Source organism: Enterobacter soli (assembly GCF_964208575.1).
Taxonomy (GTDB): Bacteria; Pseudomonadota; Gammaproteobacteria; order Enterobacterales; family Enterobacteriaceae; genus Enterobacter; species Enterobacter soli_A.
On the sequence record NZ_CAXOFU010000006.1, the window covers coordinates 61,926 to 82,194 of the forward strand.

Here is a 20,269-nt window from a genome sequence, read left to right on the forward strand (position 1 = left end):
GAAAGATTTATTCACTATTCACTTTTTGAATATGTAGGAATATTTAACTGAGCAAATCCTTTGCCTGAGTTTCCTTAATCCGACGAGATTCTATATTTCAGACGGGGAGACTGTCTATGCCACGCCAATAAGCATAAAGAACTTATCAGAACAAAGCCCTGTTTTTAAAGGATAAAACACTATGCTTAATTTTACTAAACAGACGGTTAAGAAAACTTTGAAATATAATTCACACTAATATCAAATATGAATTCAATCATAATTAAATATAAAAAAAGCCTGCCTGATAATTCAGGCAGGCTTTTTATCATTTCACACTATCAGTTACCGCCGAACATATCCTTAATCCAGCCGGCGACGCCATCGCTGTCCTTCTTCTCATTCTGCTGCTGAGCCGGCTGCTGTTGCTGCGGCTGCTGCTGCTGCGGGGAAGAAGAATCAAACGGGTTACCCGACGGCTGCTGAGGCTGGCTCTGCTGGCAGAGTGAATCCGGATTGGTTGTCCAGACCGGAAGCGTACGCATACCGCCACCGCAGATGAAATTACCGGATTCATCGACACCCATATCCACGATATCTTCCGGCGCAACCAGATTCAGCGGCACCGGAGACTGGTTAGCCAGGTAGCGCTGGTAAATCGACATCGCACCGCTCGCGCCGTACAGTTTGGTCGGCTGGTTGTTATCGCGTCCTACCCATGTGATTACCACTTCACGGCCGTCGATACCGGCGAACCAGGTATCGACGTTGTTGTTGGTGGTCCCGGTTTTACCCGCCAGATGCAGGCCCGGATATTTCGCGCCCAGCTGACGGCCCGTACCACGCTGCACAACCTGCTGCATGGTCCACAGCGTCATGTACGCCGCCTGAGCCGGAACCGCACGCTCTGCCTGCGGGAAGCTCTGATAGAGCACGGAGCCATCTTCCGCAATCACCGAACGCAGCGATGAAAGCTGTGCGCGGTTACCGCCGCTGGCGATAGTCTGGAACGCCTGCGCCACTTCAATTGGCGTCAGGTTCAGGGCACCGAGGATCATCGCCGGCACCGGATGCAGCTGATCTTTCGGCACGCCGAGCTTCTGCCAGGTGTCGGTGATCGCTGGCAGGCCAAGCGCCATACCCAGGTTAACCGTTGGCACGTTCATGGAGCGCGTCAGCGCGTCCACCAGCATCACCTGACCGCTGAACTGTTTGTCATCGTTCTGCGGCGACCACACCTGGCCGTTAGGCTGGCGCAGGGAGATTGGCGCATCGGCAATCCAGGTATTCAGACGGTACTGGTTTGGCTGGCTCAGCGCGGTCAGATAGGTCGCCGGTTTTGCCAGAGAACCAATCGAACGGCGCGCCTGCATTGCGCGGTTGTAACCCGCGAACTGCGGCTCTGCCCCGCCCACCATCGCGCGAACTTCACCGGAGTTACGGTCAACAACGACCATTGCCGTTTCCAGATCGCTCAGCTTGCGCTGTTTCTTCAGCACCGGAATGCCTTCCACCGCCGCTTTTTCTGCCGCATCCTGCGCCACGGAGTCGAAGGTGGTGAAGATCTTCACGCCGGAGAGATCTTTAACCTTGTCGCCGAGCTTAGCCTGCAGCTCCTGGCGAACCATCTGCATAAAGGCAGGCTGCGGAGAGATCACCCCACCGCGCGGCTGCACGCCCAGCGGACGCGCGCTCAGCATGTCGTACAGTTCCTGGTCAATCACCTGCTGCTGCTGCAGCAGACGCAGAACCAGGTTACGACGCTCCAGCGCCAGCTTCGGGTTACGCCACGGGTTGTAGATGGACGCCCCTTTCACCATGCCCACCAGCAGCGCCTGCTGGTCGAGGCTCAGCTCTTCCACCGGACGGCCAAAGTAGTAAAGGCTCGCCAGCGGGAAGCCGCGGATCTCGTTATCGCCGCTCTGACCGAGGTACACCTCGTTCATGTACAGCTCAAGGATACGATCCTTGCTGTAGCGGGCATCCATCAGCACGGCCATGTACGCTTCGTTGGCCTTACGCCAGTAGGAGCGCTCGCTGGAGAGGAACAGGTTCTTCACCAGCTGCTGGGTCAGGGTACTCGCCCCCTGCACCGTGCGGCCTGCCGTCAGGTTCGCCAGCACCGCACGACCGATGGAGTACAGGCTGATGCCGTCATGCTCGTAGAAGTGACGGTCTTCGGTTGCCAGCAGGGTATCCACCAGCAGATCCGGGAAGCCGTTACGCGCCACGAACAGGCGCTGCTCGCCGTTGGTCGAAGAGAGCATGGTGATCAGACGCGGATCGAGACGGAAGAAACCGAACTGGCGGTTGTTATCCATGTTCTCGATAGTGTCGAGGCGATCGCCGTCAAAGGTCAGGCGCGCGCGCACCTGCCCCTCTTTGCTGTCCGGGAAATCAAACGGACGGCGGATCATTTCGATGCTTTTTGCCTGCACGGTAAACTCGCCGGGACGGGTCATCTTCGTCACCTGACGGTACTGTGTCGCCTGCAGCAGTTTGACCATCTCGTTCTTGCTGATGGACATGTCAGGCTCAAGATTGACCATGCGACCGTACACCGCCGCCGGCAATTGCCAGACTTTGCCATCAATACGGCTGCGGATCTTCTGATCCAGGTAAACGCCGTAGATCGCAATCAGCACCACAAAAACAATGAATAGCTTCAGCAGCAGCCAGAACCAGCCGCGTTTTCCACGAGGCTTACGCCCTTTGCCTTTTCCTTTACGCGGCATCGGTTCTTCATCCTCATAATCATCTTCATAGTCATCGTCGTAATCATCACTACTGCGACGACGGCTCACCTTTTCTTTTGCCGGACGTGAAGGTTTACCCTTACGTCCAATTGGCTCGCGGTCATTCCCCGCCATGCTTTTTCTCCGCAACATTCAGGCGCAAAGGCCAGATTTTCTTTTCTTCCACGAACCTGTGAAAGAAGAAATCTCTCAAAACTGCTTTCTCCCTCTCTCGTGGAGAGGGCCGGGGCGAGGGCATCAGCCGCACGCCTTACGAATATTTCTTTGTTCGCCTTGTCGGCGCCGTATTCGCCGGATCGTCCGGCCAAACGTGCTTGGGATAACGCCCTTTCATCTCTTTTTGCACTTCCCGGTAGCTTCCCGCCCAGAAGGCGCTCAGGTCGCGGGTGATCTGCAAAGGCCGGTGCGCGGGCGAGAGCAGCTCCAGCACCAGCGATACCCGCCCCTGTGCAATGGACGGCGTTTTCGCCTCGCCGAACATCTCCTGCATCCTCACGGCCAGCGCGGGCGGATTATCCTCATGATAACGAATGGCAATCCGGCTTCCGGTCGGCACAGTGTAATGCCCAGGCAGTTCACTATCCAGACGTTGACGTAATGACCAGTCGAGTAAATTCTGTAACGCCGCTTTAACATCGAGCGTTTTCAGGGCGCGCAGCGAATGCACGCCGTCCATTTGCGGCAGTAGCCACGCGTCGAGCGAGGCCAGCAGCGTATCGTCATCAACGGCGGGCCAGTCGTACTCCGGCAGCCAGCGCGCCGCACAGTGAAGACGAATGCGGTACTGCTCGGCCTCCGGCGTCCAGTTCAGCACGCCCAGCCCCTTTTCCCTAATGCCGTTCAGCATCGCCCGATGCAGCTCCTCTTCCGACGGCTTCGCCAGCGGCCTGCTGCCCAGCGTCAGCCTGCCTATCTGGCTGCGGCGAAACGCCTTCAGCGTGCCCTGCGCGTCGTCCCACTCGACGATATCGGACTGCTGGATCAGCTGCGGACAGTCGCGCGTAAGCGCTTCAACGTCCACGGCAATCGCCTGTAAAATCCGCGCATCCGGGGAGTGGCTGCCCTGCAATAATAGCGGAGCGATAAGCCATTCGTGACGCGTTAATGCATCATCGCTGTCCAGCATCGCCCCCATGCCGTTTGCCAGCTGGTAGCGCCCGTCCAGGCCGCGCCGACGCGCCACCCGATCCGGGAACGCCTGCGCCAGCAGGGGCGCAATGCGATCGCCGTCGGGCGAGCCGCCGCGGCCGTTGAGCCGCTTGCACAGCTGCTGCGCCCGCTGCTGCCAGTTAGGCTGATTGCGAGAAAACGCCTGGGCCAGATCGCTGCTTCCACCGCGCGGGGGCTCCTCCAGAATAGCTGCCAGTTTCGCCGCCGTGTAAATTTCGTCATCCCCTTTTGCCGCCACCAGCATCGCCGCCAGCCGCGGATCGTTGCCCAGCGTCGCCATGCGCTGGCCGCGCGACGAGAGGCGATTGCCGTCGAGCGCCCCCAGGCGGGTTAACAGCGCTTGCGCGGCGGCGAGGTTGACCGCAGGCGGCGGGTTGAGCCAGGTCAGCTGCGACGGATCCGGGCAGCCCCACTGGAGCAGATCCATCACCAGACCCGACAGATCGCTTTGTAAAATCTCCGGCGTGCTTTGCTGGGCGGCGCGCTCAGCCTGCTCTGCGCTGGTTAAATGCAGGCAAATGCCGGGCTCGAGTCGACCCGCGCGGCCCGCGCGCTGGATCATCGACGCCTGGCTGATCCGCTGGGTTAACAGCTTCGTCAGCCCGGTGCGCGGATCGAAGCTCGCCACCCGCTCCTGGGCGGTATCCACCACCAGACGTATGCCTTCGATGGTCAGACTGGTTTCGGCAATATTGGTCGCCAGCACCACTTTGCGCTGCCCGGCGGGGGCGGGAAGAATGGCTTTGCGCTGCTCGCTTAACGGCAACGCGCCGTAGAGCGGGCAGAGCGCGACATCGCTGCCCACGCGGGCGGCAAGCTGCTCCTGCACGCGCTGAATCTCCCCGACGCCGGGCAAAAACAGCAGCAGAGAGCCGGGCTCCTGGCGCAGCAGGTCAGCGGTGGCGATTGCCACGGCCTCATCGAAACGCTGATGCGCGGAAAGCGGCTGATAGCGCCGTTCAACGGGAAAAGCCCGCCCCTCGGATGAAATCACCGGCGCGTCGGGCAGCGCCTGCTGCAGCCGCTCGTTATCCAGCGTCGCGGACATGATCAGCAGGCGGAGATCGTCCCGCAGCCCCTGCTGCACGTCCAGCAGCAGCGCCAGCGCCAGGTCAGCCTGCAGGCTGCGCTCGTGGAACTCATCGAGAATCACCAGATCGACGCCGATAAGCTCAGGATCGTTTTGCAGCATTCGGGTAAGAATGCCCTCGGTCACCACTTCCAGGCGGGTTGCTGGCCCGACGCAGGTTTCGGCGCGCATCCGGTAGCCCACCGTTTCACCCGGCTTTTCGTTGAGAAGCTCGGCCAGACGCTGCGCCACGTTGCGCGCGGCGAGCCTGCGCGGCTCCAGCAGGATAATTTTCCCGCGGACGTTGCCTGCGTTAAGGATTTGCAGCGGCAGCCAGGTCGATTTACCCGCCCCGGTGGGGGCGTTAAGCAAAACCTGGGGGGCAGACTGTAGGGCGGCAAGTAGCTCAGGAAGTACGGCGGCGACTGGCAATGAGGACACTAACGGCTCCAGAGGGTTAACATTCGTCGGCGTACATTGTAGCATCGCCGCATCTCATTACAGAGCACCCGTATGTCTGAATTGAAACGACTGTTTTTCGCCATCGAGCTGCCCGCCCCTGTCCAGCGGCAGATTGTCCGCTGGCGCGCCGACCATTTCCCGCAGGAGGCAGGCCGCCCCGTGGCCGGCGCGAATCTGCACCTGACGCTGGCCTTTCTCGGCGACGTCAGCGCGGAAAAGCAGCGCGCGCTGGCAGCCATGGCCGGGCGAATCAGCCAGCCGGGCTTTACGCTGCATCTGGATGACGCCGGGCAGTGGCTGCGCTCGCGGGTGGTGTGGCTCGGCACGCGCCAGCCGCCGCGCGGATTGTTGCAGCTCGCCAGCATGCTGCGCGCGCAGGCCGCCCGCAGCGGGTGTTACCAAAGCCCGCAGCCTTTTCATCCGCATATCACCCTGCTGCGCGATGCGGGCCAGGCCGTCGCCATCCCGCCGCCGGGGTTTAGCTGGTCATTTCCGGTCAATGAATTCGTCCTCTATGAATCTGTTTTTGGACAGGGACGCACCCGATACACGCCGCTGCAGCGCTGGACGCTGGGCGACAATCTAAGGAATTCCGATGAAGTTTAGCCCCGCGCTGCAGCGCGCCACGCTTATCCAGCGCTACAAACGTTTTCTTGCCGACGTGGTGACCCCCGAAGGTGAACACCTGACCCTGCACTGCCCAAACACCGGCGCGATGACCGGCTGCGCGGCGCCGGGGGATACCGTCTGGTATTCCACTTCAGAAAATACTAAACGCAAATATCCCCATACCTGGGAGATTACGCAGACCCAGCAAGGGGCATTTATTTGCGTTAACACCCTCCGGGCGAATCAATTAGTTAAGGAAGCTCTTATGGCGGGGAATATTCTGGAAATCACCGGTTACGACTCGATAAAGAGCGAAGTGAAATACGGCGATGAAAGCAGCAGAATTGACTTCATGCTACAGGCGGAAGGAAAGCCTGAGTGCTATATTGAAGTAAAATCAGTGACGTTAGCGGAACAGGAAAATGGCTATTTCCCGGATGCGGTGACGCTACGCGGTCAGAAGCATCTGCGGGAACTGATGAGTGTAGCGGCGGCGGGCAAGCGCGCCGTGTTGCTGTTTGCGGTGCTGCACACGGCAATTGAACGTTTTTCACCTGCCCGCCATATTGATCCAAAATACGCGCAATTGTTGAATGAGGCACAAAAGCAGGGGGTGGAGGTTTTGGCTTATAAAGCGGAACTTTCTGCCGATAATATGACTCTGAGATTGTCTCTCCCCGTTACGTTATTAAGGGGGTAGTCGATTGATTATTATGTGTTCTGGTCGCGTGCGCAAATACGCTTTTCCTCACAGGCTTGTCAAGTGTTACGTTTAGATAATTGCCATTCGGAAAAGCATCTGCTATTTATAGCGACCTGATTTTTCCCCCAACACGGGGATCGATAGTGCGTGTTAAGGAGAAGCAACATGCAAGAAGGGCAAAACCGTAAAACATCGTCCCTGAGTATTCTCGCCATCGCTGGGGTGGAGCCGTATCAAGAGAAGCCGGGCGAAGAGTATATGAACGAAGCCCAGCTGTCGCACTTCAAGCGTATTCTTGAAGCATGGCGTAATCAACTCAGGGATGAAGTCGATCGCACCGTTACACATATGCAGGATGAAGCAGCAAACTTCCCGGATCCGGTAGACCGTGCCGCTCAGGAAGAAGAGTTCAGCCTCGAACTGCGTAACCGTGACCGCGAGCGCAAGCTGATTAAAAAGATCGAAAAAACGCTGAAAAAGGTTGAGGACGAAGATTTCGGTTACTGCGAGTCCTGCGGTGTTGAAATTGGTATCCGTCGCCTGGAAGCGCGTCCAACTGCCGATCTGTGCATCGACTGTAAAACGCTGGCGGAAATCCGCGAAAAACAGATGGCCGGTTAATTCCAGCGCTGTAAACACTCTATAAAGGCGGGAGTCTCTCCCGCCTTATTACCGTTGATATGTCTGAATCACACTATATTGGGCGCTTTGCGCCATCCCCTTCCGGTGAATTACATTTCGGCTCGTTAATTGCCGCTCTCGGCAGCTACCTGCAGGCCCGTGCGCACCGCGGTATCTGGCGCGTCCGCATTGAAGATATTGATCCCCCTCGTGAAGTTCCCGGTGCAGCAGAGACCATTCTGCGTCAGCTGGAACATTACGGCCTTCACTGGGACGGCGACGTCCTGTGGCAGTCAAAACGTCACGATGCCTACCGTGAACGCCTGGCCTGGCTCTATGAGCAGGGGCTTTCCTATTATTGCACCTGCACCCGCGCGCGCATTCACAGCGTGGGGGGCGTCTACGACGGTCATTGCCGGACGTTAAACCACGGCCCGGAAAACGCCGCCGTGCGGCTGCTGCAGCGCGCGCCCGTGACCCATTTCCACGATCTCTTGTCCGGTGACATGCAGGCCGACGCCCGCCTGGCGCGTGAGGATTTCATTATTCACCGTCGCGACGGGCTGTTTGCCTATAACCTGGCGGTGGTGGTGGACGATCATTTCCAGGGCGTGACGGAAATCGTGCGCGGTGCAGATTTAATTGAGCCCACGGTGCGACAAATATCGCTTTATCAGCAGTTTGGCTGGACGGCTCCGGCGTATATTCATCTGCCGCTGGCGCTGAACGCGCAGGGCAACAAATTATCAAAGCAAAATCACGCCCCGGCCTTGCCAGACGGCGATCCGCGCCCGGTTTTGATCGACGCGCTGCGATTTCTCAACCAGACTGTAACGGACGAATGGCAGGATTTGCGTATTGATGAATTGCTAAAAATGGCGACTCAGAACTGGACGCTACGGGACGTGCCAAAAATCCAGCATTCTCAAACGCGTCGCGCTGAGCTATGATTAGCCGCTTTTTTCATAACAAAACACACTACGAGGTGTACTATTTTTACCCGAGTCGCTAATTTTTGCCGTAAGGTGCTAAGCCGCGAAGAGAGCATGGCGGAAGAGGCTGTTGCCCAAAACCACATGTCGGTTATTCCACGTGAGCAGCACAATATTTCCCGCAAAGATATCAGTGAAAATGCCCTCAAGGTGCTCTATCGTCTGAATAAAGCAGGCTACGAGGCCTATCTCGTCGGCGGCGGGGTTCGCGATTTACTGCTGGGCAAAAAACCAAAAGATTTCGATGTGACAACCAGCGCCACCCCTGAGCAGGTACGCAAGCTTTTCCGTAACTGCCGTCTTGTGGGTCGCCGCTTCCGTCTTGCACACGTTATGTTTGGGCCTGAAATCATTGAAGTGGCTACCTTCCGTGGCCATCACGAAGGCACTCCCTCAGACAAAGCCACCTCCCAGCGCGGCCAGAACGGTATGCTGCTGCGCGACAACATCTTTGGCTCTATCGAAGAAGATGCCCAGCGTCGCGATTTCACGATCAACAGCCTTTATTACAGCGTCGCCGATTTCACCGTGCGTGATTACGTGGGTGGCATGCAGGATCTCAAATCCGGCACGATCCGCCTGATCGGCACGCCGGAAACGCGCTACCGCGAAGATCCGGTGCGTATGCTGCGCGCCGTGCGCTTTGCCGCCAAACTGAATATGCGTATTAGCCCGGAAACCGGCGAGCCGATTCCGCGTCTGGCAACGCTTATCAACGACGTTCCGCCCGCGCGCCTGTTTGAAGAGTCGCTTAAGCTGCTGCAGGCCGGTTACGGGTTTGAAACCTATAACCTGCTGTGCGAATACAACCTGTTCCAGCCGCTGTTCCCGACCATCACCCGCTATTTCACCGAAAATCGCGACAGCCCGATGGAGCGCATGATTGCGCAGGTGCTGAAGAACACCGACAACCGTATCCACAACGATATGCGCGTCAACCCGGCGTTCCTGTTCGCCGCGATGTTCTGGTATCCGCTGCTGGAAACCGCGCAGAAGATTGCCCAGGAGAGCGGCCTCGCCTACTACGACGCGTTCGCGCTGGCGACTAACGACGTGCTGGATGAAGCCTGCCGCACGCTGGCAATTCCAAAACGCATTACCACGCTGGTGCGTGATATCTGGCAGCTGCAGCTGCGCATGTCCCGTCGTCAGGGTAAACGCGCCTGGAAGCTGATGGAGCATCCAAAATTCCGCGCCGCTTACGACCTGCTCTCCCTGCGCGCAGACGTAGAGAAGAATCAGGAGCTGCAGCGTCTGGCACAGTGGTGGGGCGAGTTCCAGGTGTCCGCGCCGCCAGAGCAGAAAGACATGCTGACGGACCTGGACGATGAACCGGCACCGCGCCGTCGCCATCGTCGCCCGCGCAAGCGCGCGCCGCGCCGTGAAGGCACCGCATGACCCTCGCCTATATCGCCCTCGGCAGCAACCTTGCCTCTCCTCTGGAGCAGGTAAACGCTGCCGTTAAGGCGCTGGGCGAAATCCCGCAAAGCCGCATCGTGGCGGTATCGTCCTTTTATCGCACGCCGCCGATGGGGCCTCAGGATCAGCCTGACTATCTGAATGCCGCCGTTGCGCTGGAGACCGCGCTGGATGCCGAAACGCTGCTGGACAACACCCAGCGTATCGAGCTGCAGCAGGGCCGCGTGCGTAAAGACGAGCGCTGGGGGCCGCGCACCCTTGACCTCGACATCATGCTTTTTGGTCAGGACGTCATCGCGACAGAACGCCTGACGGTTCCCCATTACGATATGAAAAACCGCGGGTTTATGCTCTGGCCGCTGTTTGAAATTGCCCCTGATCTGACCTTTCCCGATGGCGATCCTTTCCGCGCCCTTCTCGCCCGTCTGGACGCTGAAAAACCCGCCTTCTGGTGATGCCGTTTTTTTATCGGTTAACCGCAAAATATTTGTGGTTAATCGATTGCCTAAAATCATTGTTCCCTCGAATGTTACTGTTAGAATGCGCAAAGATTCGCTTTTGGGCTTTCAGGAAAAGCAGGAAACAGTATGAAACCAACCACCATCTCCTTATTGCAGAAGTGCAAACAGGAAAAGAAACGCTTCGCCACCATCACCGCGTATGACTACAGCTTCGCCAAACTGTTTGCCGAAGAGGGGATTAACGTCATGCTGGTCGGAGATTCGTTAGGGATGACGGTACAAGGACATGATTCCACCCTGCCGGTCACGGTCGAGGATATTGCCTACCACACGCGTGCGGTGCGCCGCGGCGCGCCTGCCTGTCTGCTGCTTTCCGATCTGCCGTTTATGGCCTACGCCACGCCGGAGCAGGCCTTCGAAAATGCCGCTGCCGTCATGCGCGCCGGCGCCAACATGGTGAAAATCGAGGGTGGCGCGTGGCTGGTGGACACCGTGAAAATGCTCACCGAGCGCGCGGTACCCGTCTGTGGGCATTTAGGCTTAACGCCGCAGTCGGTCAACATCTTTGGCGGGTATAAAGTGCAGGGCCGCGGCGATGCGGCGCAAACCCTGTTTGACGACGCCGTCGCGCTCGAAGCCGCTGGCGCGCAGCTGCTGGTGCTGGAGTGCGTGCCCGTCGAGCTGGCCCAGCGCATTACCGACGCGCTCTCCATTCCGGTGATTGGCATTGGCGCGGGCAACGTCACCGACGGTCAAATCCTGGTGATGCACGACGCGTTCGGCATTACCGGCGGCCATATCCCGAAATTCGCGAAGAATTTCCTGACCGGCACCGGCGACATGCGCGCCGCGGTCAGGCAGTATATTGCCGAGGTTGAATCCGGTGCTTACCCGGGTGAAGAACACAGTTTCCATTAAGGAGTCTTGTTGTGCTAATCATTGAAACCCTGCCGCTGCTGCGTCAGCATATTCGCCGCCTGCGTCAGGAAGGTAAACGTATTGCGTTGGTGCCTACGATGGGCAATCTGCACGACGGCCATATGAAGCTGGTCGACGAGGCGAAGGCCCGTGCGGACGTGGTCGTGACCAGTATTTTCGTGAACCCAATGCAGTTCGACAGAGCCGACGATCTGGCGCGCTACCCGCGTACGCTCCAGGAAGATTGTGAAAAGCTCAAAAAGCACCACGTCGATTTCGTCTTCTGCCCTACCCCGGCGGATGTTTATCCGCAGGGTACAGAAGAGGCGACCTATGTCGATGTGCCGGGCATTTCAACCATGCTTGAAGGCGCGAGCCGTCCCGGGCATTTCCGCGGCGTGTCCACCATCGTCAGCAAGCTTTTCAACCTGGTGCAGCCGGACATCGCCTGCTTCGGCGAGAAGGATTTCCAGCAGCTTGCGCTGATCCGCAAAATGGTTGCCGACATGGGCTACGACATCGAGATCGTGGGCGTGCCGATTGTGCGCGCCAAAGACGGTCTGGCGCTGAGCTCCCGCAACGGCTATCTGACCGCCGACCAGCGTAAAATCGCGCCGGGTCTGAGCAAAGTGATGAACACCATGGCCGAACAGCTCGGCGCCAAAGAGCTGACGGCAGAAGAGATCGTCGCCCTGGCCGAGCAGGCGCTGAATGACAAAGGCTTCCGCGCCGATGATATCCAAATCCGCGATGCCGATACGCTGCTCGAACTGACCGGTTCAAGCAAGCGCGCGGTCATTCTGGTGGCCGCATGGCTTGGCCAGGCGCGTCTCATCGACAATAAAGTGGTTGAACTGGCGTAGCCCGTTCGCTCTGCCCTCTTTCAGGAGAGGGCTTAACGCATGATGATTAAAGGTAAACGTAATGATTCGCAAAATGCTGCAAGGTAAGCTTCACCGTGTGAAAGTCACTCAGGCCGACCTGCACTACGAAGGCTCCTGCGCGATCGATCAAGATTTCCTCGATGCGGCTGGCATTCTGGAAAACGAAGCCATTGATATCTGGAACGTGAACAACGGCAAACGCTTCTCAACCTACGCCATCGCCGCCGAGCGCGGATCGAAAATCATCTCCGTCAACGGCGCGGCAGCGCACTGCGCGGACGTGGGTGACATTGTGATCATCGCCAGCTTCGTGATGATGTCTGACGAAGAAGCCCGCCGCTGGCAGCCGAAAGTCGCCTACTTCGAGGGCGACAACGAAATGAAGCGCACCGCCAAAGCCATTCCGGTTCAGGTCGCTTAACCCTACCCCTGCGGCTGATTGCTGATCAGCCGCGACATGGTCTCTAATGAATCCGTTCTTAAAATATATAAGCGCTTAAGTAAGAACGGATTATCCCCCGGCTTCACCTTCCCTTTTACCGTCGTCACCGCCAGGTGGAAACCCGCGTCGTTCGCCGCCTTCACCGCGCTGTCGTTATAGGCGCCAAACGGATAGGACAGATACAGCACGTGCGGGTTGAACTGCGTCAGGTCCCGGCGCGAGCGCTGGAAGTCAAACAGGATCACGTGGTAGCTGCGGCTGAGCAGAATAGGGTGTTTGTTGGCATCAACCCGGTGCAGGAAATGGGTGTGCGACTGCACGTCAAACACGTCCTGAATGCCCTTAAGCTCCGATACGCTCATAAACTGCAGCGATTTAGGATCCCACTTCTGCGGGTGGCGCTTAATGCGCGAAGAGATAATAAAGGCGGTGGCGTTAAAGCCGTACTCTTTCAGGATCGGGTAGGCGTAGCGGCTGACCGATTTCAGGCCGTCATCAAAGGTGATTGCCACCGCGCGGGCCGGCAGGTTGATCTTGTTTCTGACGTAGCCTTCCACCTGATACAGGGTTAACGTCGTATAGCCCTGATCCCGCAGCCAGGTCATCTGGTTGCTGAAGGCGCGCACGCTGGTGGTGGTGGAGGTGTGGCGAAAACGCGTATTCTCTTCGTCGCGCAGAATATGGTGGTAGGTCAGGATCGGCAGACCGCTGTCCTCCTGTGCGTCCAGGCTGCTTACCCACGCCAGCCGATTCCCGATGCGGATCTGAAACCAGGTCTGGTTCAGGCGATCTTTCAGCTTGTTCAAAATGGGATAGCGCAGATTGTCGCTGAGCGTACCAAAGGGGGCGCTGCCGCTGGAGGGCGCGTTATACACCGGCGTATCTTTCCAGGTGATCAGGTTCTGATTGCTGAGCGGCTTATTGAGGTCGCCCAGGCTGTCCTCCACCCGCTGCTTGCCCTGAACGGGCTCGAGATGCTCTTTATCGATAAAACCGGTGCCAAAGCCGAAGCGGAACTCGTAGTAGTCTGCTTTGATCGGCACCACGGCGATAATCTGCCCGGCGCGAATATTGCCGACGTTGACCACCTCATCGCCCACCTGCGCCCAGATAGCCGCATCTTCCGTGGTTTGCATGTACTGAGCTGGCACACCCTGTTCGCTCAGCAGGCTGGCTGACGCGCTAAAGGAAAACATCATCAGAAGGATGATAAACCGGATAAACATAGGCCCAAGAGTTATCAAAGTGACATTCACCACATTGTAACATAAGGTCATCCCGATCCCCCTGTTTCCTCTCCCCTCGCCTCGCGTCGTTATCTGGCCTCCTGAACAATTAACGATAAAAAAAGCCAAAAAATAGCTTCAATTGTCGATAGCACAAATTAACAAAATATCTCAACGCCTTGTTTAAGCATCAGAAAATACCTTTGCATCACCCTCTTTTTTCTCTTGTAGAAATACTAAATCTGCGCATAAGAAAAATGAAATATCCCCAAAATGATATTTCTCTAGTATGAAAACCCGTGAATAAATCACGAAGAAAATATATCAATTATTTAACACAGGTGAAATCGTGACGGGCAAAATGTTCAAAATGGCAAATGCGTCAATTCTTATTCTCGCGGGCATCATGTCGTTTAATGCCTGCGCGGATATTATTATTTCCGGGACGCGCATTGTTTATCCTGCAAAAAATAAAGACGTCACCGTGAACCTGGAAAATAAAGGCAATAAGCCTTTACTGGTTCAGTCCTGGCTCGACGACGGACGCGATAGCGTTAATCCGCAGGAGCTTAAAATTCCTTTTATTATTACGCCGCCGGTCACCCGCGTTGACGCGCATAAAGGCCAGACCATTCGCGTGACCTGGCTTGGGCAAAATGTCCCTCAGGACAGGGAATCCCTTTTCTGGTTTAACGTTCTGGAAGTGCCGCCGAAGGCCCAGGGCGCCGAAACGCAGAACCTGCTGCAGGTGGCCTTCCGCACCCGTATTAAGCTGTTCTTCCGCCCGACGGGCCTGAAAGGCACGCCGCAAGAGGCGGTGAAGAATCTGAAGTGGTCACTCACTTCTGGCGGCAGCGTTCTGACCGCCAAAAATGACTCGCCGTACAACGTCTCTATCGCCAGCGCGGACGTGGTGTCCGGCGGCAAAAAATACGCGACCGACAGCCACTCCATTAAGCCGTTTTCCAGCGAAAACATGAAAATTAAAAACTCGGCGTCGCTATCTTCCGCAACCGTGAAATTTGTTTCGATTAATGACTTTGGCGGCACGGAAGATAATCAGGCAACCGCGAACCGCTAATTTTTTCTCACCCCCTGCGCAATAAGAATGTGAAAAATGTTAGGTCGTCACTCATTAACATGCTTAATTCTCTGCTCTGCACTGAGTGCAAACGCGGCTGAAAACGCAGCTCCCCTGCCGGGTCAGGGAGAGGGAAATGACGTCGAATTTAACGATCAGTTTTTATATAGCACGGGCACAAATATCGACGTTCATCGTTATTCCCGCGGAAATCCGGTGACGCCGGGTACGCATCGGGTGACGCTGGCCGTAAACGGCGTAACGAAATTAACAACTGATGTGAAATTTAAGGATAACGGCACGCCGCGGGCGACGCCCTGCGTGACGCTTAAGCTCTTAAAGCAGATGGACGTGGATATTTCCCATGTCGATACCGTCGATGATGAAGAGATGTGCCGGGATATCGAAAAGGTATTTCCCGGGTCGTCCGTCGAGTTTGATACCGCCACCCAGACGCTGGATCTGGGTATTCCGCAAATATATGTGCTGAAGCACGCGGCGGGCTATATCGACCCGTCCCTGTGGGATGACGGCATCACCGTCGGGCTGCTCTCTTACGATCTGAACGCCTGGCACAACCAGGGCGAGCAGTCCCAGGGCGATACCGCCTACGCCGGGCTGCACTACGGCGCCAACGTTGGCCCGTGGCGCCTGCGCTCCAACGGCAGCCTGAACTGGAGCCAGGAGGCGGGCGCCAGCTATGTAAATCAGGATATCTACCTGCAGCGGGATATCACCGCGCTGAAGGCGCAGATGGTGATGGGCGACTCCTGGACGCGGGGCGATGCCTTTGACGCCGTGAGCCTGCGCGGCGCGCGGATGTACAACGACGACCGAATGCTGCCAAGCGGCATGTCGAACTACGCCCCGACCATTCGCGGCACGGCGAACACCAACGCCAAAGTCACCGTGTCGCAAAGCGGCAATAAGATCTACGAAACCACGGTTCCGCCGGGCGCGTTCGAGTTCAACGACATCAATGCCTCGGGCTACGGCAAAGATCTGACCGTCACCATCGAAGAGTCAGACGGGAGCCAGCACTCGTTCATCGTGCCGTTCTCTTCCGTGACGCAGATGCTGCGTCCGGGCTATGCGCGCTGGGAAGCCGGCGCGGGCGAGCTGCACGACGATACGCTGCACCACTCGCCGAAGCTCGGGTACGGCACGATCTATTACGGCCTGAACAACACCTTCACGGGCTACACCGGCCTGCAGTACACCGAAATGGGCTTTACCGCCGGGCTGCTGGGTATTGCGATGAACACAGCCCTGGGCGCGCTGGCCTTTGACGTGACCCGGTCGTCGGCACAGATTGACGGCGTGCCCGCCAGGCACGGGCAGAGCTATCGCCTGTCGTGGAGTAAAACGGTCGATCAAACCGATACGTCGCTGAACGTGGCGGCGCTGCGTTTTTCAACCAAAGACTACCTGAGCCTGACCGACGCCGCCGAGCTTGAGGATCGCATTAAATATGAAAACGAAAGCAGCGACGAGGCCTGGAATAATCTCCAGCAGATGAAAAACCAGGTGCAGGTAAACGTTAACCAGCCGATTGAAATTAATAAAACCAACTATGGCTCTTTTTATATTAACGGCAGCTGGCAATCCTACTGGAAAGGTGAAAGCCAGACGGCCAGTTACGCCATGGGCTATAGCAACAGCTTCCGCTACGGCAGTTATTCCATGGCCCTGCAGCGCACCTACGATGCCTACGGTGAACCCGATAACAGCCTGTACGTCAATATTAATATTCCCTTCGACGCGTTCCTCGAGGGGAAAAGAAGCTTAGCCGGATTTAATAACGTCAATATGGGGATGAGTTCCGATCTGAAAGGAATGAATAACCTCAATATGACGGCAAACGGCGCGACGGAGGACAGCCGCTATAACTACAGCGTCACCACCACCTACAGCACCAATTCCACCGCGGACTTAAGCCAGGTGAGCGCTTACGGCAGCTACAACAGCGCCTACGGGCCATTAAGCGTGTCGGCCTCATCCAGCTCGGACAACAGCCAGCAATTCTCCACCAGCTACAGCGGCGGGCTGATTGCCCACGCCGGGGGCATCACCTTTACGCCGGGCAGCATCGGCGAAACCGACGCGCTGGCGCTGGTGAAAGCCAGCGGCGCCAGCGGCGCGAAGGTCAGCAACAGCCGCGGCGAGATTGGCGATTCCGGCTACGTGGTGATGCCGTATCTATCGGCCTACCGGGAGAATCGCATCACGCTGGATACCAGCGGATTAACCGCGGACGTCGACGTGGAGAGCAGCAGCACCGTCGAAGTCCCGCGTAACGGGGCGGTGGTGATGGTCAATTTTAAAACGAATCAGGGCCGCTCAGCGGTGCTCGAATTACTGCGCTCGGATAAAGGCTTTATTCCGCTGGGCGCGGACGTCATGAATGAAAAAGGAGAAATCATTGGAAGCGTAGGCCAGGCAGGGCAAGCGTATGTCAGGGGGGTTAATGAAACAGGAAAATTAACGGTGGTATGGGGAGCAGGAAAAGAGAGTACCTGTTCCGTGAATTATCAGTTTGGTTCTGATGAACAAAAAGTGGGGTTAACCACAATTCTCCATAATCAAATATGCGTTATGCAAAGGGATCTTTAAGCATGGAAATTAAAATAGCTGCGTTAAACAAAAAGCGATTACTGGTCAGCACGTCTCTTGTGGCGGTTTTATTGACTGCCGCAGGCGCTGTGAGAGCGGCCGAAAACATTGACCTGACCTTCAGTGCCAATATCCGGGAAACCACCTGCGATATTAAAATTGATGGCGGGACAGGTGACGGTACGAATAACACCCTTTCCATTGGCGCCAACGGCAATACCCGCGTTGACACCATTGCGACAGGTGCCGCAAAAGAAAACTTCAAGCTGGTCATTACCGAATGTCCTTCCAGCCTCAACGCTCTGAAAACCTCGGTGAGCGGAACTGTTTCTGAAAGCCTGACAACGGCGATTGCGAACAGCGTCGGGACGGAAGCAGGCGGTGCGGCCAACATTGGGCTTTCCATTGCACGCGCCTCCGCACCGGACGCCCCTTTTGTCATCAACTCAACGGATGACAGCAAGCGGCTGGTGTGGACCAGGGATGAAATCACAGCAAAAGAAGTGGGACTGGTGGCAACCCTGGTGGAAACCGCTGCCGATCAGGCAGCGACCGGCTCGTTCAGAGCCATCGCCACGTTTAACTTCAGCTACGAATAACGATACAGGGAAAGGAACAAGTAATGCGTAAACATATTTCGGCTTTAGCTTTAGCAGTCTGCGGCGGCGTGTTGTCCTTCGCGGCACAAGCGCAAATCACCGGCACGACCAGTCTGACGGCAACGTTTGAGACTAACGTCGTTCCAGGAACCTGTAGCGCAGAAATTCAGGATTCGACAGGCAACGCGTCATCGGAAATCAGTTTTGGCGACGTGTTTAAATCCGATCTGACCTCTAAAAGTCGTATCGAAGCCTTCAAACTGAACTTCAGCGGCTGTTCCGGGGTGAAAAATGCGGTAGTGCAAATTACCCCTGGAGCCGGAACAAACTGTTCAACGGCCTCCAGCGATAAGTTTGGTTCAACCCATGGAACCGCCTTTGAAGTCTGGAAAGGTGTGGCCGATTCCGGCTCGGTTCTGAGTTGCACCACGCAGCCTAAGCAGAACGTGGCAATCGCGTCTGGGGCGGGCTCTCTGGACATGAATGCGCGCATTGTTATTGCCGACGATAAAACCATTGCTGATGTTACGCCCGGTGCGGTGACATCCCTGGTAACGTTCATGGTGACCTATCAGTGAAAATCAAAAAGGGCTGTCGGGCATCTGTTCGGCGCGGCACCCTTTTTTTCTTTGTATGCAGGCTGTGCAAAAAAATGAAAAACCACCCTTTCCGTCCTCTGCTTATGCTGTTGCTGCTCGCGCTTGTCGCGCTGCTGAGCCGCCCGGTCTTTGCCGATCAAAGCTGCTATATCCACAGCACCAACGGAGGAACTTACACCACGGGCAGCTCGCCGCTGCTGAACATTTCAACCAATCACGTCACCACGCCAACCAGCCTCAACGTGAGTTACACCTGGGTCATTCAGTTTATGACCAGCGATCCGATTGGCTGTAAGAACTGGACGCCCTACGACAATACCGTTCACTTTATTAATGCCGCCGGCAGCCTGCTCGACACCCGCTACACCACGCCGGACGGCAATGCGCTGATTAAAACCACGGTGCCGGGCATCGATTACACCGTTGAACTCGTGTGCCTGGTGTCCGACGGCTGCGGGACCTCGCACCCTGCTATCGATCTCTTTTTGAAAGGCGGGAATGGCACGGACAACACGGTGGCCTCCCAGGGCGGGGATCCGCCCTATACCGACGCCGACAGCCAGTGGAAGCTGAAGTATTCCCTGTGGGTCACGCCCGATTTTAAGCCGCAGAAAGGGCTGAACATGGGGAATGCGCTGCCGGGCACGCTTGCCGAATTCCGGATCGGGCCGTCCAGCCAGCCAAGCATTATCTTTAATGCCACCGCCAGCACCCTGCAATTTACCGTTCCGGCCAGCAGCTGTTCCTTTGGCGTGGCGCAGGGGAATACCGTGTCGGGGAATAACGTCGCGCTTGGCGATGCCTGGGTCAACGACATCAAATATGGCAATACGCCGGTGATTCCGTTTTCGATCTCCCTGGAAAACTGCTACACGCCGAAGCTTAAAATTAAAATGACGTCGCCCTACGTCGCCAGCGATAAAACCATGCTGGGGCAAAGCAGCGGTAGCGCCGCGGGGGTCGCGCTGAAGATTATGAATACGGACATCCCGATGCAGATGATCCCAAACAGCGCCAGCAGCACGGATTACGATCGCGGCGATGACTGGGCGTCGATGGCAAACCTGAACTTCTCTGCCCAGCTGCTGTGGACGGGCATCCCGATGAAGGCGGGTGATTTTAACGCCATCGCCACCTTCCAGATGGATTACGAGTAGCTATAGCGAGTAGAGGTCGTGCAGCAGAACAAAGGGAGGGTTTTTCTGCTGCTGGTGCCACAGGCTGCTGACGCCCGGGGCGCCCTCCTGGACGATGGCATCACGAAATTCCGCGCTGCTCAGGGCGTCGCGCCGGGTGAACATGGCTTCAAGGAGAGGATAGCTGATACCGGATATCACTTCGCAGGAGTCGTGCTTATGGCTCATCAGCGAGGCCACGCGGTACGGCGCCGCGCCGGTTTTATCGGTTAAGAAGATCACGCCGTCGCCGGAGTCGGTTTCATGCAGCGCATCGCACATCATGCGGCTCAACATGTTGCTGCTTAATCCACGCCAGTAGTTGACCGCCCGGCACTGCACCAGCGGGCCAAATTTCTTCTCCAGACGATCGAGGATCGTCTGTGCTTCATCATCGTGGCAAGTAATCACCCAACCCAACATAACGTCTCTCCTTAGCGGGCAAGTAGTTTAGCGGAGTGAAAGTTAGCGTGAGGTGATAGTAATCAAAG

At 56.8% G+C, this 20,269-nt stretch carries 18 protein-coding genes; 14 read left to right on the forward strand and 4 right to left on the reverse strand.

Annotation, left to right across the window (positions count from 1 at the left end; genetic code table 11):
* Positions 1-320 precede the first annotated feature (320 nt).
* Positions 321-2,849, reverse strand: a complete 2,529-nt coding sequence (gene mrcB / locus AB6V08_RS07900) for a bifunctional glycosyl transferase/transpeptidase (protein ID WP_368542166.1) — start codon at positions 2,847-2,849, stop codon at positions 321-323.
* A 136-nt stretch (positions 2,850-2,985) separates the two neighbouring features.
* Complete coding sequence (gene hrpB / locus AB6V08_RS07905) at positions 2,986-5,415, reverse strand: ATP-dependent helicase HrpB (RefSeq protein WP_368542167.1); 2,430 nt, start codon at positions 5,413-5,415, stop codon at positions 2,986-2,988.
* Between the two features lie 72 nt (positions 5,416-5,487).
* On the opposite strand from hrpB, the gene thpR reads away from it, so the two are divergent.
* From thpR to panD, 9 genes are all read left to right on the forward strand, one after another.
* Positions 5,488-6,042, forward strand: coding sequence for an RNA 2',3'-cyclic phosphodiesterase (gene thpR, locus AB6V08_RS07910; RefSeq protein ID WP_368542168.1), 555 nt, complete (start codon positions 5,488-5,490; stop codon positions 6,040-6,042).
* On the forward strand, positions 6,032-6,745 hold the full coding sequence (sfsA, locus tag AB6V08_RS07915; protein ID WP_368542169.1) for a DNA/RNA nuclease SfsA: 714 nt from the start codon (positions 6,032-6,034) through the stop codon (positions 6,743-6,745). The genes thpR and sfsA overlap by 11 nt, the downstream gene beginning before the upstream one ends.
* Positions 6,746-6,913: 168 nt before the next feature.
* The gene (gene dksA / locus AB6V08_RS07920) at positions 6,914-7,369 is read left to right on the forward strand and encodes an RNA polymerase-binding protein DksA (RefSeq protein ID WP_001155232.1); all 456 of its coding nucleotides are present in this window, start codon (positions 6,914-6,916) and stop codon (positions 7,367-7,369) included.
* Between the two features lie 59 nt (positions 7,370-7,428).
* Entirely contained in the window at positions 7,429-8,319 is an 891-nt protein-coding gene (gene gluQRS, locus AB6V08_RS07925; protein ID WP_368542170.1) for a tRNA glutamyl-Q(34) synthetase GluQRS, read from the forward strand.
* A gap of 42 nt (positions 8,320-8,361) precedes the next feature.
* Positions 8,362-9,759: a polynucleotide adenylyltransferase PcnB gene (gene pcnB / locus AB6V08_RS07930; protein WP_368542303.1), complete on the forward strand. Its 1,398-nt coding sequence runs from the start codon at positions 8,362-8,364 to the stop codon at positions 9,757-9,759.
* Positions 9,756-10,235: a 2-amino-4-hydroxy-6-hydroxymethyldihydropteridine diphosphokinase gene (gene folK, locus AB6V08_RS07935; RefSeq protein ID WP_368542171.1), complete on the forward strand. Its 480-nt coding sequence runs from the start codon at positions 9,756-9,758 to the stop codon at positions 10,233-10,235. Before pcnB ends, folK begins: the two co-directional genes overlap by 4 nt.
* A 132-nt stretch (positions 10,236-10,367) precedes the next feature.
* Complete coding sequence (gene panB / locus AB6V08_RS07940; protein WP_368542172.1) at positions 10,368-11,159, forward strand: 3-methyl-2-oxobutanoate hydroxymethyltransferase; 792 nt, start codon at positions 10,368-10,370, stop codon at positions 11,157-11,159.
* Between the two features lie 11 nt (positions 11,160-11,170).
* Positions 11,171-12,022, forward strand: a complete 852-nt coding sequence (gene panC, locus AB6V08_RS07945) for a pantoate--beta-alanine ligase (protein WP_368542173.1) — start codon at positions 11,171-11,173, stop codon at positions 12,020-12,022.
* Between the two features lie 61 nt (positions 12,023-12,083).
* Entirely contained in the window at positions 12,084-12,464 is a 381-nt protein-coding gene (gene panD / locus AB6V08_RS07950; RefSeq protein ID WP_003856284.1) for an aspartate 1-decarboxylase, read from the forward strand.
* Positions 12,465-12,466: 2 nt separating this feature from the next.
* Here the strand turns inward: panD and AB6V08_RS07955 are convergent, their stop codons facing one another.
* The gene (locus tag AB6V08_RS07955) at positions 12,467-13,711 is read right to left on the reverse strand and encodes a polysaccharide deacetylase family protein (protein ID WP_368542174.1); all 1,245 of its coding nucleotides are present in this window, start codon (positions 13,709-13,711) and stop codon (positions 12,467-12,469) included.
* Between the two features lie 361 nt (positions 13,712-14,072).
* Here AB6V08_RS07955 and AB6V08_RS07960 point away from each other — a divergent pair, with 361 nt between their 5' ends.
* The 5 genes from AB6V08_RS07960 to AB6V08_RS07980 all read left to right on the forward strand — a co-directional run bounded on the left by AB6V08_RS07960 (position 14,073) and on the right by AB6V08_RS07980 (position 19,760).
* Positions 14,073-14,792: a fimbrial chaperone gene (locus AB6V08_RS07960; RefSeq protein ID WP_439649864.1), complete on the forward strand. Its 720-nt coding sequence runs from the start codon at positions 14,073-14,075 to the stop codon at positions 14,790-14,792.
* A gap of 36 nt (positions 14,793-14,828) precedes the next feature.
* Positions 14,829-17,405 (forward strand): outer membrane usher protein, encoded by a 2,577-nt coding sequence (locus AB6V08_RS07965; protein WP_368542175.1) that lies wholly within the window; start codon positions 14,829-14,831, stop codon positions 17,403-17,405.
* 2 nt (positions 17,406-17,407) lie between these two features.
* A complete protein-coding gene (locus AB6V08_RS07970) occupies positions 17,408-18,004 on the forward strand; it encodes a fimbrial protein (protein ID WP_368542176.1) in 597 nt (198 codons plus the stop codon).
* A 23-nt stretch (positions 18,005-18,027) separates the two neighbouring features.
* Entirely contained in the window at positions 18,028-18,582 is a 555-nt protein-coding gene (locus AB6V08_RS07975) for a fimbrial protein (protein WP_368542177.1), read from the forward strand.
* 74 nt (positions 18,583-18,656) lie between these two features.
* The gene (locus tag AB6V08_RS07980; RefSeq protein WP_368542178.1) at positions 18,657-19,760 is read left to right on the forward strand and encodes a fimbrial protein; all 1,104 of its coding nucleotides are present in this window, start codon (positions 18,657-18,659) and stop codon (positions 19,758-19,760) included.
* On the opposite strand, the gene AB6V08_RS07985 is transcribed toward AB6V08_RS07980, so the two are convergent.
* Positions 19,761-20,201, reverse strand: coding sequence for a PTS sugar transporter subunit IIA (locus AB6V08_RS07985; protein ID WP_368542179.1), 441 nt, complete (start codon positions 20,199-20,201; stop codon positions 19,761-19,763).
* Positions 20,202-20,269: the final 68 nt, after the last annotated feature.

What these genes read in the sequence shown, in the direction of transcription:
- AB6V08_RS07960 (WP_439649864.1), top strand. Translation starts at nt 14,073, where the DNA reads ATGTTCAAAATGGCAAATGCGTCAATTCTTATTCTCGCGGGCATCATG.
- mrcB (WP_368542166.1), bottom strand. Translation starts at nt 2,849, where the DNA reads ATGGCGGGGAATGACCGCGAGCCAATTGGACGTAAGGGTAAACCTTCA.
- AB6V08_RS07980 (WP_368542178.1), top strand. Translation starts at nt 18,657, where the DNA reads ATGAAAAACCACCCTTTCCGTCCTCTGCTTATGCTGTTGCTGCTCGCG.
- folK (WP_368542171.1), top strand. Translation starts at nt 9,756, where the DNA reads ATGACCCTCGCCTATATCGCCCTCGGCAGCAACCTTGCCTCTCCTCTG.
- sfsA (WP_368542169.1), top strand. Translation starts at nt 6,032, where the DNA reads ATGAAGTTTAGCCCCGCGCTGCAGCGCGCCACGCTTATCCAGCGCTAC.
- AB6V08_RS07970 (WP_368542176.1), top strand. Translation starts at nt 17,408, where the DNA reads ATGGAAATTAAAATAGCTGCGTTAAACAAAAAGCGATTACTGGTCAGC.
- panB (WP_368542172.1), top strand. Translation starts at nt 10,368, where the DNA reads ATGAAACCAACCACCATCTCCTTATTGCAGAAGTGCAAACAGGAAAAG.
- panD (WP_003856284.1), top strand. Translation starts at nt 12,084, where the DNA reads ATGATTCGCAAAATGCTGCAAGGTAAGCTTCACCGTGTGAAAGTCACT.
- AB6V08_RS07975 (WP_368542177.1), top strand. Translation starts at nt 18,028, where the DNA reads ATGCGTAAACATATTTCGGCTTTAGCTTTAGCAGTCTGCGGCGGCGTG.
- AB6V08_RS07985 (WP_368542179.1), bottom strand. Translation starts at nt 20,201, where the DNA reads ATGTTGGGTTGGGTGATTACTTGCCACGATGATGAAGCACAGACGATC.
- AB6V08_RS07955 (WP_368542174.1), bottom strand. Translation starts at nt 13,711, where the DNA reads ATGTTTATCCGGTTTATCATCCTTCTGATGATGTTTTCCTTTAGCGCG.
- thpR (WP_368542168.1), top strand. Translation starts at nt 5,488, where the DNA reads ATGTCTGAATTGAAACGACTGTTTTTCGCCATCGAGCTGCCCGCCCCT.
- dksA (WP_001155232.1), top strand. Translation starts at nt 6,914, where the DNA reads ATGCAAGAAGGGCAAAACCGTAAAACATCGTCCCTGAGTATTCTCGCC.
- gluQRS (WP_368542170.1), top strand. Translation starts at nt 7,429, where the DNA reads ATGTCTGAATCACACTATATTGGGCGCTTTGCGCCATCCCCTTCCGGT.
- AB6V08_RS07965 (WP_368542175.1), top strand. Translation starts at nt 14,829, where the DNA reads ATGTTAGGTCGTCACTCATTAACATGCTTAATTCTCTGCTCTGCACTG.